Annotated in this window: 17 protein-coding genes; 16 read left to right on the top strand and 1 reads right to left on the bottom strand. The window is 25.7% G+C overall.

Translation table 4 applies throughout. The features are described 5' to 3' along the window. Positions 1-2: 2 nt before the first annotated feature. A complete protein-coding gene (locus tag CK556_RS03610; RefSeq protein ID WP_027875518.1) occupies positions 3-515 on the bottom strand; it encodes a GNAT family N-acetyltransferase in 513 nt (170 codons plus the stop codon). A 106-nt stretch (positions 516-621) separates the two neighbouring features. On the opposite strand from CK556_RS03610, the gene CK556_RS03605 reads away from it, so the two are divergent. From CK556_RS03605 to CK556_RS03530, 16 genes are all read left to right on the top strand, one after another. After that, on the top strand, positions 622-1,326 hold the full coding sequence (locus CK556_RS03605; protein WP_027875519.1) for an ABC transporter ATP-binding protein: 705 nt from the start codon (positions 622-624) through the stop codon (positions 1,324-1,326). Beyond that, the gene (locus CK556_RS03600; protein ID WP_027875520.1) at positions 1,326-2,201 is read left to right on the top strand and encodes an ABC transporter permease; all 876 of its coding nucleotides are present in this window, start codon (positions 1,326-1,328) and stop codon (positions 2,199-2,201) included. The genes CK556_RS03605 and CK556_RS03600 overlap by 1 nt, the downstream gene beginning before the upstream one ends. A 72-nt stretch (positions 2,202-2,273) precedes the next feature. Further along, positions 2,274-3,161 carry a class II fructose-1,6-bisphosphate aldolase gene (fba, locus tag CK556_RS03595; protein ID WP_027875521.1) on the top strand — a complete coding sequence of 296 codons (888 nt, stop codon included), beginning with the start codon at positions 2,274-2,276 and terminating at the stop codon, positions 3,159-3,161. A gap of 126 nt (positions 3,162-3,287) precedes the next feature. Further along, complete coding sequence (gene rpmE / locus CK556_RS03590) at positions 3,288-3,566, top strand: 50S ribosomal protein L31 (RefSeq protein ID WP_027875522.1); 279 nt, start codon at positions 3,288-3,290, stop codon at positions 3,564-3,566. A gap of 103 nt (positions 3,567-3,669) precedes the next feature. Continuing rightward, entirely contained in the window at positions 3,670-5,547 is a 1,878-nt protein-coding gene (locus tag CK556_RS03585; RefSeq protein ID WP_027875523.1) for a hypothetical protein, read from the top strand. Positions 5,548-5,558: 11 nt separating this feature from the next. After that, positions 5,559-6,503 carry a DHH family phosphoesterase gene (locus tag CK556_RS03580; RefSeq protein ID WP_027875524.1) on the top strand — a complete coding sequence of 315 codons (945 nt, stop codon included), beginning with the start codon at positions 5,559-5,561 and terminating at the stop codon, positions 6,501-6,503. 2 nt (positions 6,504-6,505) lie between these two features. Further along, a complete protein-coding gene (locus CK556_RS03575) occupies positions 6,506-7,117 on the top strand; it encodes a thymidine kinase (protein ID WP_027875525.1) in 612 nt (203 codons plus the stop codon). A gap of 3 nt (positions 7,118-7,120) precedes the next feature. Beyond that, positions 7,121-8,215: a peptide chain release factor 1 gene (prfA, locus tag CK556_RS03570; protein ID WP_027875526.1), complete on the top strand. Its 1,095-nt coding sequence runs from the start codon at positions 7,121-7,123 to the stop codon at positions 8,213-8,215. Next, entirely contained in the window at positions 8,205-9,077 is an 873-nt protein-coding gene (prmC, locus tag CK556_RS03565) for a peptide chain release factor N(5)-glutamine methyltransferase (RefSeq protein ID WP_027875527.1), read from the top strand. Before prfA ends, prmC begins: the two co-directional genes overlap by 11 nt. A 2-nt stretch (positions 9,078-9,079) precedes the next feature. Next, entirely contained in the window at positions 9,080-10,594 is a 1,515-nt protein-coding gene (locus tag CK556_RS03560) for a hypothetical protein (protein ID WP_027875528.1), read from the top strand. Next, on the top strand, positions 10,572-11,084 hold the full coding sequence (locus tag CK556_RS03555) for an L-threonylcarbamoyladenylate synthase (protein WP_027875529.1): 513 nt from the start codon (positions 10,572-10,574) through the stop codon (positions 11,082-11,084). Before CK556_RS03560 ends, CK556_RS03555 begins: the two co-directional genes overlap by 23 nt. Next, positions 11,072-11,740, top strand: a complete 669-nt coding sequence (locus CK556_RS03550; RefSeq protein WP_027875530.1) for a hypothetical protein — start codon at positions 11,072-11,074, stop codon at positions 11,738-11,740. The genes CK556_RS03555 and CK556_RS03550 overlap by 13 nt, the downstream gene beginning before the upstream one ends. A gap of 96 nt (positions 11,741-11,836) precedes the next feature. Next, the gene (locus CK556_RS03545; protein ID WP_027875531.1) at positions 11,837-12,751 is read left to right on the top strand and encodes a hypothetical protein; all 915 of its coding nucleotides are present in this window, start codon (positions 11,837-11,839) and stop codon (positions 12,749-12,751) included. 89 nt (positions 12,752-12,840) lie between these two features. Then, positions 12,841-13,563 carry a hypothetical protein gene (locus tag CK556_RS03540; protein ID WP_027875532.1) on the top strand — a complete coding sequence of 241 codons (723 nt, stop codon included), beginning with the start codon at positions 12,841-12,843 and terminating at the stop codon, positions 13,561-13,563. A 2-nt stretch (positions 13,564-13,565) separates the two neighbouring features. Continuing rightward, entirely contained in the window at positions 13,566-15,125 is a 1,560-nt protein-coding gene (cls, locus tag CK556_RS03535; RefSeq protein ID WP_027875533.1) for a cardiolipin synthase, read from the top strand. Positions 15,126-15,134: 9 nt separating this feature from the next. After that, on the top strand, positions 15,135-15,686 hold the full coding sequence (locus CK556_RS03530; protein WP_036246650.1) for a hypothetical protein: 552 nt from the start codon (positions 15,135-15,137) through the stop codon (positions 15,684-15,686). Positions 15,687-15,703 lie beyond the last annotated feature (17 nt).

Here is a 15,703-nt window from a genome sequence, read left to right as displayed (position 1 = left end):
TTTTATTTTATTCAGAATCTTTTGAAAATTTTGTTCTCATTTTCTATTGAATTTTCATATACTCCGCCATTTTTTAAAATAACTTTTTCTGAAGCAGGGTTTGTATCTAAACAAGTTATTAGTATTTCTTTAATACCTTCTTTTTTAGCTATTTTTAATGTTTGTGCTAGCATTTCTGTTGCTAATCCCATATTTCTATAGCGTGGTGCTACACCATAACCAATGTGGCCACCAAAATTTAATAAGTTTTCATTTAATTCTAACCTTAAATTAATAAAACCTATAACTTCGTTTTGGTTGTTAATCGCAATATACTGTTTAAAAGGCATTCAGCCTGGGAACCCAACTCCTTCTTTAACAAAGTCAATTCACTCTTCGACTGTTTGAAATGAAAGAATATCTGAGGAACCTTGAATTTTATCTTCTATTTCTTCAGGGTATTGCATGAAATTTTTTAATGCTTTTAAAATTGCATTCTTATTTTTTAAGCTTGGTTTAATAATTTTTATCTCCATATTAACCCCCCAATCTAATTAAAAATATTATATACCTTTAATATTATTTGCATTTTATTATTTTTCTTTTAGTGCTATTATTAGATTTATATGAAAAGGAGAAAACATGAAAAATATAATTGAAATTAAAAATTTAAGTAAGTCATTTAAAAATAAAGTTGTATTAAAAGATTTTAACCTTGATATAAAAGAAGGTGAAAGAATTGCAATTATGGGAGCTAATGGTTGTGGTAAAACTACATTAGTTGAAATGATTGCACAATTTAATAAACCAGATAAAGGTACAATCAAAATTAATTTGGATGAAAATATCAAAGCTGAAATTGGAATTCAACTTCAAACAGGTGATTGACCAGCGGGAATAACACCAAGTGATATGTTAACTTTTTACAAAAGTATTTATCCAAAATTTACAAAAGAATGAGAGGCAATTATTTCAGACGTTTTTGATATAAAAGAGTTTATTAAAACACCTTTAAAAAAATTGTCAGGGGGTCAAAAGCAGAGATTTAATGCAATGATCTCTGTTATGAACAACCCAAAAATTGTTATTTTAGATGAATTAACAACAGGTCTTGATATGGAACTGCAATATAAAATTACTGATTTCTTTAGAGATAACGTAAAACAAAATAAGCAAACATTGTTATTGGTTTCACATCACCCAGAGGAAGTTGAAATTTTGTGTGACAGAATAGTTATTATTCATGAAGGAAATATATTCTTTGATAAAAAAATCAGTGCTGTTATTTCTAAATATGGATCAGTCAGAGATTTAATGAATTTATTTTTTAAAGGAGAACTAAAATAATGAAAGCAAGTTTAAAAAGTTTTGACATAAAAAAACAAACAAGCATTTTTAAAAATTTAACATCGCTTGTTTACAAGTCATTTACCAAAGAACCAAGAAGCATTATATTTATGCTTGTTGTCCCTATATTTTTTTCTGTAATGTTTTTTTTCATTTTTGGAAAAGAAGGGAAAACACTATTTAATTATGCGCTTCTTCCATGTTTGACAGTTTTAACTTCATTAACTCCAGCAATTGTCGAATGAAAAAACTCTGTATTTTTAAAAAGAATAGACATAACAGGGGTTAAAAAGAGTATGTTTATTGCTTCTATTTGACTAGTTTACCTTTTAGCAGGAATATTCTTTTATTTAGTTGTTTTATCTTTTAACACAATATTAAGCATTGCAACGCTTGGAACAGGAAGTGAAAACACTTTTATATCAAGTTTTAACTCAATAAAAATAGGATATTTATTTTTATCAATAATTTTAATTTGTGCAACATCAATTGCATTAGCAACATTGTTCGGAGGTATTGCAAATTCATCTGGTTCAATTCAAGGTGTAGTAATGATGGTATATTTTTTCAGTATATTTTTATCAGGGATAATGCTTCCAACACAATCTTTATTTAAAAGTGAAGGAATGGTAATTTTTACTTATTTTATTCCACACAAATACCCAGTTTTCTTATACATGTATTCATTTAGTCAAACTGGTTGAACAGAAATATTACCCAATGATCAATGAATCATTCCAACTCAAGCAGCCACTTTCCAAGGAGCTGTAAATAGTTTTACTGCCTCATGACAACCAATTGTTGGTTCATTGGGTATTTTAACAGCATTATTTACTTTAACCACATTTACATTTAAATGAACTGCTAAAAGATAATTTAAAATTATTTTCTTAAAAGTTATAAAGTTGTATAATTTTATAGAAGTATAAAAGAAAGAGGATAAATAAATGAGACTATATCATGAAAAATTAGTTAATGCTACAGCTATGGTTAAAGCAGCACACGAAAACAAATATGCAATCGGTCACTTTAACATTAACAACTTAGAATGAACTAAAGCAATTTTAGAAGCAGCACAAGCTTCAAATACACCAGTTATTTTAGGAACAAGTGAAGGTGCAATTAAATATATGGGTGGACCAATCACTGTTGTGGGAATGGTTAACGGATTATTAGAAGAATTAAACATTACTGTTCCAGTTGCATTACACTTAGACCATGGACAATCAATTGAAATGGCTAAAAAATGTATTTTAGCTGGTTACTCATCAGTTATGTTTGATGGATCACATCTACCATACGAAGAAAACTTAGCAAAAACTAAAGAATTATTAATTTTTGCAAATGAACATGAAATTTCAGTTGAAGCTGAAATTGGTTCAATTGGTGGAGAAGAAGATGGTGTTGTTGGAAACGGTGAATTAGGAGACCCAACTCAAGCAGCAGAAATTTCAAAAACTGGAATTTCAATGTTAGCTGCTGGAATCGGAAACATTCATGGAAAATACCCAGAATGATGAACAGGTTTATCATTCGATACTTTACAAGATTTGCAAGCATCATGTAAAATGCCAATGGTATTGCATGGTGGAAGTGGAATTCCTCAAGATCAAGTTGAAAAAGCTATTTCAATGGGAATTTCAAAAATTAATGTTAACACAGAATTACAATTAGCATTTAGAGATGCTACAAGAAAATACATCGAAGCTGGAAAAGACTTAGATGACAAAACAAAAGGATTTGATCCAAGAAAATTATTAAATCCTGGTTACCAAGCATTAAAAGAAACATTTAATGAATTAACAGAATGATTCGGATGTAAAGGAAAAGCTTAATTTAAGATTTTAATTGAAAATCGCGAAAGCGGTTTTTTATTTGTTCTTTTTTATAAAAATGTTATATAATTTTTAGGTACTGAAAAAGTATCTATATGAAAACATAGTGTGAAAGGAGATACATCTATGCCAAAAAAAGATATTCAACCAAAATACTTCGAGGAAGCAAAATTTGTTTGTACAACATGTGCTAATGAATTCGTTTGTGGAACTACAAAAAGAGAAGAAATGAGAATTGACGTTTGTTCAAATTGTCACCCATTCTACTCAGGTGCGCAAAACTTTGCAAACACAACAGGTCGTGTTGAACAATTTAAATCAAAATTTGCAAGAAAAGAAGCAATTAATGCAACTGCTCAAAAAAATTCTGAAGATCAAAAATCAAAAAATAAAGAAACTAAATAATAAGAGACCGTTAGCGGTCTTTTATTTTGGCTTTTTTGTTCACTTAAAGAAGCAAATGATTTAAAATATAATAAATGTTTTGCTTTTTAGAAAGGGGAAAATAATGTCGTATAAAATAGAAGATTTTATTCCCTTAAATAATAAGGAAAAAATTAAAAAAGTTAATTTTGAGTCTAAGTCTGGGAAAGTAACAAATATTTATTTAGATTATGAAAATCATAAATCGTTTAAGCAATTGATTTTGGGTAAGCAAAAAAATAAGACAGGGAGATATCAAGTTGATAATGAAGATGTTATTAATAAGAACTTTATTAAATTGCACACTGAGTATATTAAAACAGATAGTTGATTTGAACGTTTAATTCCAACTAAATGAATTCTTGCTTTGTCACTTCTATCAGATCTTCAATTTTTAAGAAGAGCAAGAATTAAGTATGCAGAAAAAAGATATGATTATTTGTCATTATTAGACTCAAAAAATGATCTATCAGATTTAAAGTTGAGAAGAGATATAGACGAAGCAATTAATAAATTTGTTGATTTTTTAAATGGATCGCATGAAAAAATTTTAGCAGGATTAGATGAAAATTTAGTAAAATTAAATGAGTCAATGCCAGAAAAGTTATTTTCAGAATTTTCACCTCAAGTAAAAGTTTTATCAAAAGCTGTTCATGATATTGAAAAGGAACTATTTTTAAATAGGATGGAATTTAAATTCATTCAAGTCTTATATGATAGCATTGAAGTAATTAATGAGTTAAGAGACTCATGTACTTGTGAATACAATACAAAAAAATCGAATAATAAATTGTTAAGAAAAAGAAAAGGTTTGTTTGAATATAAGCAAACAAAATTTATTGTTGAAAAACAATTAAAGTTCTTAAATATTAGACTTAATAAATTAAGGCTAGAAAAGCTTATTTTAATTTTTAGAAAAAGAACAATTACTTCTCAATTTAAATTTGAGTTAGATAAATTTTATAAAAATTATTCTGTTTCTAAAGAAGTGCAACAAGATATTTATTCAGAACTAAGTAACTGAAAAAAAATTATTAGAGATAAATTTAAAGATCAAAATCAAACTGAAAAAAAATTTTTGTTTAGCTTTATTAAATCAGAAACAGAGTTACTTAAAAAATATGTAGTTTCAAATGTTCATGATTATCATAAATTAATTCTTACTGGTGAAATTAAATATGGTAATAAAAATGAATTTTTATCACTTAGAAAACATTATAAAAAACAAATTGTTCCGGTTGTTAAACAAGCTGAGCAATGAATGGAAAATAACTTTAAGAATTTGGACATAAATTTTGAATGATTCTTAAAAGGAAGTTTTAAGCTTTCTTCTTTAAATATGATTTATGTTAAAATTTTAAAAGCCATAAATTTAGGTAAAAAGAATATCTTTATTTCGGATTTCTTACATTTACTAACTAGTAAAGATTATGAAATGCTGTTTGAAACAATTAAAAAAATCAACAAATTTTATCCAGATATTTCATTTATTGTTCTTCACTCAAAAACATTTACAATTAATGATTTAAATAAGAACAATAAAATTTATTGATTAAAAAATGAAGAATTGATAAAAACATCAACTAAAGAATTTTTTGAAAAAAATCTTGTTAAAATTTGCAAAAATGAATTGGGGGAGTCAAATGTTTTTGCTTTTTATAAAGAAACTGAAAATTTAATAGACATTGAAAATAGATTATGAAATGTAAACACAAAAAAATTTAATGATTCAGGTTTTATATTTATAAATCCATTAGAAGTATCTACAGAATTCATTGAAAATAATTCAGTACCAATAAATGTTAAAATTATTAAGTCAAACAAATATCATGATAAAAATATGCATTTTGCTATAACAAGAAATAAAACAAAAATATATTTCTATTCAAAAGATAAAAATTTTGAAAGAGAAACTGAAACAGTTCTTTATTTTGAAGAACGTTCTATATCATCTGTAATATAAAAGGAGAAAATATGAAAGATACAAATTACAAACTATTAATTAAAAAAATAAAACAAAATAAAAACATAATAATTTTAAAACACATTAGACCTGATTGAGATGCTCAAGGTAGTTCTATGGGTTTAGCCTACCTAATTGCTGAAAATTTCAAAAACAAAAAAATTGTTGTTCCTGGTGATAGATTAGACGATAATCGTGATTTTTTATCTGAAAACTTATCTGATGAATTTATTAAATCTGCTTTAGTTATTACAGTTGATACAGCGACTCAAGCACGTTTAGATTTTGATAGATATGAATTAGCAGAAGAAACATTTAAAATTGACCATCATGTTAATATTGATCCATATGCAAAAAATGAAATAGTTAAAGAAACAGCAATGGCGTGTACAGAAGTAATAACTTTGTGAGCTGAAGCAATGAAACTAAAATGAAATGTTAATGCAGCTTCAAATTTATACAAAGGTTTAGTTACAGACAGTGGAAGATTTTTATTTCCAAATACAAGTTATAAAACATTTAATGCAGCAAAAATATTATTAGAAAATGGCGCTAATTTAAAAGCTGTCCATGACTCTTTATTTGTTTCAGATTTAAAAAGAAAAAAATATGCAAACTTTGCGTTTTCAAAACTGCAACTATCAAAAAATGGTGTAGGTCATATAATCATTACAAAAGAGGACCAAAAACCATGAGATTATTCATATGATGAAATTAAATCAGCATTAGGAACAATGAGTGGGATTGATGAAATTAAAATATGAGTTTTAGTTATTGAATTGGATGATGAAATTAAGGTTTCAATCAGAAGTAGAAATTTTGAAATTGATAAAATTGCTAATAAATATAATGGTGGTGGGCACAAACTTGCTAGTGGATGTAAATTAAAAACATTAAAAGACATTTCAAAATTGGTTAAAGATTTAGATTCAGTTATTATAAAGGAAACTAAATAATCATGATTCCAAATAGAGACACAATTCAAGAAAAACAGTTGGGTTGGGTTGAGTTAATTACTGGGTGCATGTTTGCTGGTAAAACAGAAGAATTTATAAAAAGATTACGCAGACACGCATTTGCAAAAAGAAATGTTATAGCTTTTAAACCTGTTATTGATACAAGATATGCAGTTAATGAAGTAGCATCACATGCAGGAACACTACTACCTTCAATTCCAGTTAATTCAACAAGTGAATTAAGAGATTATTTAGAAAAAGTAATAAACTCTCAAAAAGTTGATGTTGTTGGAATTGATGAAATTCAATTTTTTGATGAAGAAATTGTTGATTATATTGAAGAGTTAGCTGATAGAGGAATGATAGTAATTGTAACTGGTTTAGATAAAGACTTTAGAAGTCAGCCATTTAAAAATGTTGATCGAATTTTACCTTTAGCTGAAATGGTTGATAAACTTACAGCAATTTGTCAAAAATGTGGTAATTTTGCGAATAGAACACAAAGAATAATTGATGGTAAGCCAGCTGACTGAAATTCACCATTAATCTTAGTTGATGGTAACGATAGTTATGAAGCAAGATGTAGAAATTGTTATCAAATAGAAAAGGGGTAATATATGAATCCAAAAACGTATGAAGCATTGGAAACAATGCAAAAAAGAGTTGAACAAATAGACAAAGATTTGCAGTCTGAAGATATTTTGAATGATGTTAAAAAAATGATGGAACTTAATAAAGAAAGAGCAAATTTAATTGATGTTGTTCAAAAGTTTCAAGAATACAAAAATGTAATTCAAGCAATTTCTGATGCGAAAGAAATATTGGGTAATGAAAAAGACACAGAAATGATTGAGTTGGCAAAAATGGAGTTATCTGAAAATGAAGAAGCTGCAGAGTCTATAATAAAAATAATTGAAGAAATGTTATTACCAAAAGATCCAAATGATGATAAAAACGTTATTGTAGAAATTCGTGGAGCTGCTGGTGGAGATGAAGCAAATATTTTTGCAGGTGATCTTTTGAGAATGTACAAATTATATGCAGAAACACAAAACTGAAAAATAACAATGATGGATGCTAGTTCTTCAGAAGCTGGAGGTTTTTCACAAGTTTCATTTATGGTTAAAGGTGATAGAGTTTATTCAAAATTAAAATTTGAATCTGGAGCACACCGTGTGCAAAGGGTTCCAAAAACAGAAGCAAAGGGAAGAATTCAAACATCAACATCAACGGTGGCAGTTTTACCAGAAATGAGCGATGTTGAAATCGAAATTAAAAACAGTGATTTAAGAATTGATACTTATCGCTCTTCAGGAGCTGGTGGTCAACATGTTAATACTACTGACTCAGCTGTTCGTATTACACATATTCCTACTGGTATTGTTGCTGCATCTCAAGATGGAAGAAGCCAGCATGATAACAAAGATATAGCTATGACAATGCTAAGAGCAAGAGTTTATGAGGCAGAACTAGAGAAGCAACAAGCAGAAGCTGATGCAAACCGTAAAAATGCTGTTGGAACAGGTGCAAGAAGTGAAAAAATTAGAACCTACAACTATCCTCAAAACCGTGTAACTGATCATAGAGTTGGTTTAACATTAAACAAACTAGATCAAGTTATGGAAGGAAAAATTGATGATTTTATAACTGCACTAATGAATGATGAACAACGCCAAAAAGTCGAAGCTCAAATTCAGGAAAATGAAAAATAATAGTATTATAAAGGTGACTCAAATTTTATTAGAAAATTCTAAACTAGGAAAATCTGATATAAATGAAATTATTTCTTTTGTTATTAAAAGAGAATATTCTGAAATTCCTTTTATTCCAGAATATGAATTATCAACCAAAGAATTAAATAAAATATTTAAAATTTCAAAAAAAGTAGCTAAAGGGAAACCTTTAGCTTATATTTTAGGCTACAAAATATTTAGAAGTCACAAATTTTTAACTAACAATAGAACTTTAATTCCAAGAATAGAAACAGAGCAATTAGTCGATTATGTTAATGGATTTATAATAGATAACCCAGAAAAGAAATTTGATGTTTTGGATTTATGTACAGGGTCAGGATGTGTAGGAATATCCTTGTATTTAGAAAATTCCAATAATATTGAAAAAGTAGTTTTATCTGACATTTCTAGGTTTGCTTTAAAAGTTGCTAATAAAAATATAATTGAAAATAAAATACTAGATAAAGTTGAAATAGTAAGAAGCAATTTTATGAATGTTTTTTTAAATAAAGAGCAAAAATTTAATATTTTAACTTGTAACCCACCATATATTGATAAAAATGATGCAAACATTGATAGAGATACCGTGAAATATGAACCTCACTTAGCTTTATTCGCAAAAAATAATGGACTTTATTTTTATGAAGAAATAATTAAAAATATTGAAAAAATAATTAAAGTAGATCAACCATTTATAGTAGTGCTTGAAATAGGGTGGCAACAAAAAAATAATTTAGAACTATTACTTAATGATAAATTAGGTTTAAAATATAATTGAATATTTAATAAAGATCATTTTGGCAATTGAAGAAATTTAATAATTACAAATAGGGAGAAATAGTCTTGGAGAAGGTTGATTTTAAAAGTAAATTTAGATTAAATTTTGCTATCAAAAATAATATGGCAGAGGTTCAAGAAAAAAATGCACACTTATATAAAGTTGCAGTTTTTAGTATGTTTATTTTTGTAGTTATTATGATACCTTCATATATATTTAGTTGGATCGTTTTTACTGATATAAATTTAAAAGTTTATTTTGATAATTGAAATGAATTAAAAGTTTATTTAGATTTACCAGCGAAAATTCAAATAGTTTTACCAGTTTGCTTGGGCTGAGGTTTTTTTGCCCTAACAATTTTAGGTTTAATTTTATTAAAACCGTTTTTAACTGGTAATGGAATAAATAATAAAATTAAAAATAGTTATTGAATTGTAATAATTGCTAGTGCTGTTTTAACTGCGTTGTTATTTTCAATTGGGCAATATGAGTTTTCAAAATTTCAAGAGTTTTACACATTTGAATCCCTAATTGAACAAAGAAGCAAAATGAATACAAATGTCCCTGAGATTATAATATTTGTTTCAGAGCAATTTACAAAAAATAAAAGCCAAAGCTACATATGAGCTTCAGAAGACGCAATTTGATGAATTTTATTTATTCAAATTATTATAATTTTTATGCTTTCATTAAGTATTCAAAATGCAATGCTTGTTGAAGGTGAAAATTTGAATATCAATAAATATATAGACTATTTAAATAAGAGAAAAAAAGATTTAAGCGAAAATAAAATTAATTCTTTTTTGAAAAAAATATTTAAAAATTCTGATAAAAACATTTCAAATTGAACTATATTTGCTGCAATATGCATTATTTTACCTCAATTTATATATGTAATTATGATTTCATTTGATACAACTAAAACAGCTATGTTAACAAGAACAATTCACGTTTTGCCAGAATTATTAAAAAGATATAATCTTTCTGAAACAATGTTTGGTGACGAATTTAATCAATTGTTAAAATATCAAAATAATTATTTTGTATATTGTTCATTGCCTATAATTGGTCTAGGAACAACAATGGCAACTTTTATGTATTTTGTCTCTGTTTCAATCAGGGGGGAAAATAAATCTCAAAACTTGTTTATTACACAATACTTCATTATTTATATAAACCTTTTGATTCTTACATGCTTGATAATTGTTTCAAAAATTCAAGTAGGAAATTTAGTTGAAGCTTGAAATTCAACATCAATAAACGATAATACAAATTTGGGTCAAGACTTTGTTTTAAGAGTTAAAGAAATAATGGGTGAAAGGGATTTTGAATTTATTAAAAACGATTATTATTTAGATCAGATAAATCAAACCTTAAAATTTGGATGAGAAGACACTGTTAATGTCATAACAGAATCAATTATATTATTTAGCATTATGATTTCATCATTCTTAATTATAGGAAATAATATTTTAAGAACAACTATTTTTAAAAAACGTGTAGGTGCACAAATTATATTTTCAAAAAAACTTGCAACTAGAATAAGGATAAATAAAAATGCTAAAAAAAGAAATAATTAATGAATGTATTGAAGATATAAAAGCAAATAAAATTGTGATAATACCAACAGACACTATTTATGGATTATCAGCAAAAATTAGCAAAGATAATGAAATCAAAATAAATCAAATTAAAAATATAAAGCATGAAAAGCCATTGATAACTTTGGTTTCAAATTTTCAACAATTAAAAAAACTTCAAATTAAAAAGATTAGCAAAGAAGATAAAAAAATTTTATTAGATTCGCGAACAACAGTGATTTTTGAAACTAGTCTAGAATTTAAAACTATTGCTGTTAGATTTGTAAAAAGAAAAGATATAAAAAAAATAATCAATAAAACTGGGCCAATATTTTCAACAAGTGTTAATAAGCATGGCTTAAAACCAATAAATAAGGAAGAAGAATTAAAAAATTTTGATCAAAACATTAAGTTGTTTTTTGATATAGAACCCACTGATTTAAATCCATCAAAAATATATAATTCTTTAACAAAAAAATGAATAAGATAAAAGAAAAATATTCAATTAATGATTTATCAGATTATTTAATACTTGATGAAAGCGTAACGAAAATAAAATTGGCTAAAGAAATAGAAATTGAAGATAATAATTTTAATTTAAATTATTTTGTAAATGAAGAAGGTGAATTTACAATGGACTCAATTGACAAATTATGTCAAGAAAAATTCCCTTTTATTCAAAACCCATCTTCAAAAATTTTAAATGAAATTTTCGCAAGAAATAAAATAGCAAAAAAATTAATCATAAATTCTTTAGACAAAAGAAATTCAAGTACTATAAAATTTGATGGAAATGATGAAGAACATAAAATAGCAAAAAAGCTAGCAAAATCTGTAGTATACGATTTAAATAAATTTATATATAAGCATAAAATAAACTATATTATCACAAATGTTGTTTTAGCAAATTTGGAATCAAATGAGGTTAATTATTTTGGGCAAATCGACTTAATTGTTAAATCTGAAAAAGAGTGATTTTTATGCATATTTAAGTTTAGTAAATCACCTTTTGAACTTAAATATAAATATGAAGCAATGCTTCAAAAAAAATTAATTGAAAATAACTCATTAATCAAAATATCAAAAGCATTTGTCTTTAATCCTTTAAACGATATTGTCATAAATGAAATTTCGATAAAAACATAGTGTTCTTTTAGTGTTTTTAATGTTTTTTACATTTCTTTTTAACACTAAAGTGGTATATAATAAAAAAGTAATTTATAGAATAAAGGGGGCATTTGTATGAAAGACACCTATGATATTGTTTTTGATCATAAAGATAATAAACATTTTAATCAAGATTTAAATAATTTAATTAAAAGATCGCCAAACAATAATTTTGAAAAATGGCTATTTAAGGATAAACAATTGGAAAACTTTTCTCCAATTACAATAGTTAATGAAAAAAATGAAATAATAGCGGCATTAGGAATCTTAAAATTTAATGTTTTTATTAGTGGAGAAAAATGCAGTGCAGTTCAAATAGGTAACTTTTTTATTAAAGAAGCGTATCAAAACGAAAATTTGGAAGAAATTTTAATAGAAGCAGCGATATATAAATATTCAAATCTAGTTGATATCTTAATTTCTTATTGTGGGGTTAAAGATGAAGAAATTTTAAAAAAATCTGGATTTGAAAGAAGACAGGAATATTTATTTTTTATTCCTTGAAATGAAAAGGAACAAACAGAATCATCAAAACTAATTAAATTAGATTTAAGTGTAAGTCATGATTTTGAATTGGTTAAAGAAGCTTTGCTACATTCAAGCAAACAATCAAGCATACTTGATACAAAAGGTGATAGCCTTGTTAAATTTCATAATATTCAAAAATATTTTGAAAATGATTTATGATACATCCCATCTTTAGAAACAGTTGTATGTTTTAGAATTGAAGATGGAATATTTGATTTCATAGCTTCATTTTCATCACATAATGTTGATGTTAATGAAATATTAAACATAATAGTTCCAAGAGGAATTAAAAGAGTTGATTTTGGGTTTATGCCTGACATTAGAGAAGGGCTACACATTACAAAAACAGATTCTTTTGTAAGAACAGGACTAGATATACATTCATGCCTTTATCTAAAAGAAATAACAACGGGATTAAAAGACAAAAAATACATGTTCCCACTTTTATCAAGACAAAAATAATTTAATTAAAAACACAATTGGATATAATTTCCTAATTGTGTTTTTTTAATTTAAAAGAATATAATTAAAATAAAAAAGAAGAGGATTGTATGTTCAAAATGACAAAAGGAATTAAAGCACATAAGCATTTTATTAAATCACGTAAAAAACACATTAATAAATGATTAAAAGAACATGGTTTAACCGATAAGGAAGCCAAAGATTTTGCTTCTTTTACAAAAGAAAATATATTGTTAAAAGTTTATTTAAATATTGTTATTTTTGAAGGTAAAAATCGTAAAAACTTTGTTAAAGAAATGATTTACATAACACTTTATTCAAGAATCCTTTACCAAGGCTTAGAACAAATTGAAACTAAAAAATCGCAAATAGAAAAAATTAAGCTTTCAAAGATAATTGAAAATTTAACATTAGATCATTCAGAATTTGCTTTTGAAAAAATTAATTTTGAAAAAGAGATTTTTAATCAGGTAAAAGAATTTTCAAGTTTTAATGATGAAATATTGAATAAGAGAAGAAATTTTTTTTACCAAGAAATAGGTTTGCTATTTTCAAAAATTACCGAAGAAAAAAAACAAATATTTTATGCTTATGGATATTTACTATCGCTTTATGTTATTACATATTTTGAAACTGATATAGAACAAAAAAATAATACTTTTAATAACTTATTATTTAAATTAAGAGTTAATGAAGCATTGTGTGATTTTACAAAAGAAGTTAATGAATTTCATTTTAATACGTTAATTGCAAAAATTAACAGATGACTAAAAGTTAAAAGTAAAAGTTTTAGTTTCAAGGAGGGAGGTTAATTATGAAAAAACCGTTTTTAGCTAGTGCATCTCTTATAGCAATTTTTGGAATTGGTGCAGCATTTTATGTAGCAATAAACATATTGTTAAATATTTTTGTACCTACACCCCTACCTTTTATATTGTTTATTTCTTTAACGCACTTATTTTCTTGTGTATGAGCAATAATAGTTTTATGTAATAGAAAAAGAAGAATTGAAACTAGAATAAGATGAATGCTGTTTATAGTTTTAGCACCATTCTTTGGGATAGTTTCGTATGCATTTTTAGGAAGAGTTTATAAATATAGAAAAAACAAAAATTATTTATATAATAAAAATACTGCAAGTTTATTGCAACCTAAAACCCAGTATGACCTTGTAAATTTAAAATCAATTGAAAAAGAGAACCCAGAATTTAAAAGAGCATTTATGATGAGCTTTGAAAAACAAAGAGAAAGTATTTATTCAAATACACTAATTAAGTATCTTGCTTCAGGAAATATTTATTTTTCAAATCTTTTAAATGATATAAATCAGGCAAAAGAGTACATATTAATAAATTGCTACATAATAGCTGAGGGAGAGGTTTTGGAAAAGATAACTGACTTATTAATTAAGAAAATTGAAGAAGGTATAAGAGTTTATATAATTTATGATTTTCTAGGTTGCTATGGTAAATTTACAAAAAGCAAAAAAAGATTAATTCAAGAGGGTGCCCACTTGGTAGCTTATTCACCAATACATTTCCCATTTGTTAAGTGAAATGCAAATTATCGTGATCATAGAAAAGACATTTCAATTGATGGAAAAATTGGCTATATTGGTGGAATCAATATTTCTGATGAATACATTAATAAAAGTGGAACCTTTGGCTTTTGAAATGATTCAGCAATTAAAATAATTGGAGAAGCAGTTCAAGAAATTGAGTTAATTTTTAAAAGAGATTGAAATTTTTATATGACTAAAAAGGAAAGAAAAATCGAAAAATTAGAATTAAAAGTTGGTTCATTTAATCATGAAAACATAAAAACACCAGATTTCATTCAAATTATTTCTGATGGCCCAAATCATGAAAGTCCTATGTGTCTTGAAGTTATGCTAAATTTAATTCATTCTGCACAAAATAGAATTTGAATTAAATCACCTTATTTTATTCCACCGCCTGAAATAATTAATGCACTTTGTAACGCTGCCTCAACAGGTCTTGATGTTAGAGTTTTATTGCCAGGAAAGTCAGACAAATTTTTGTTATTGGAAGTATCTAAACATTGAACTAAGAAAATGTTTGAGAATGGAGTCAAAATTTACTCTATGAATGATACTTTTGTTCATGAAAAATCATATGTATTTGATGATGAGATTGTATTTAGTGGAAGCTCAAACTTAGATTATAGAGCTTTATTTTGTGATCAACAAACAATGGCTTTAATTAAATCAAAAGATACAAACACAATAGTTTCTAAGAAAATGTTAAATGACATGAAAAAATCATTTGAATACAAGTTTATTCCTAACAAGGATTTACCTATTTTAAAAAGAGCAGTTGTTAAAATATATAATGTAATGGCGCCATTATTGTAAGGAGGATAAATGAATTTTGAACAAATAATATATCAAAATATAAATAAAACTTATTTTGCCTTTAAAACATTGAATTTGTTTTCATTTGATAATGATGTCAAAAACTTTTGAATTGTTAACAATAAAATTGAAAATATAGCTCAATTAGAAGAAATGAGAAGGTTGCTACTAAAGTGTGTTGAATACAATTTAATAGCTGTAGAAGATGTACTAAAGCAATTAATTATTGAAAGTGATTTTTATGAAAAAATTGTAAAGGCATTTGTTAGCAATACTAATTTATTAAATAATATCATTGAGGAAAATATTCAAAAAATATTTGTTGTAGCATATCAAGAAAATAAGGATTTTGTTATAACTAATTCTTCAGATTTAACCAAAATTATTGCAAATTTCAATTCAGAAGAATATTCAAAATTAACAAAAAAGAATAAAGAAGAGTATTTGATTGATCTAATAAATTCTTTAAGAAAAACAAAGAATAGAGACAAGCTAACTTTAGAATTAAAATCAAAAGAAAATATAATAATTATGCTTATTGAATCAATTAAATTAATATAAAATGTACACTTTGCGAA

The organism is Mesoplasma chauliocola, assembly GCF_002290085.1.
In the GTDB taxonomy this organism is placed as follows: Bacteria; Bacillota_I; Bacilli_A; order Mycoplasmatales; family Mycoplasmataceae; genus Mesoplasma; species Mesoplasma chauliocola.
The sequence above is the reverse complement of the archived record's forward strand: the minus strand, read 5'-3'. Positions and strand labels throughout refer to the sequence as shown.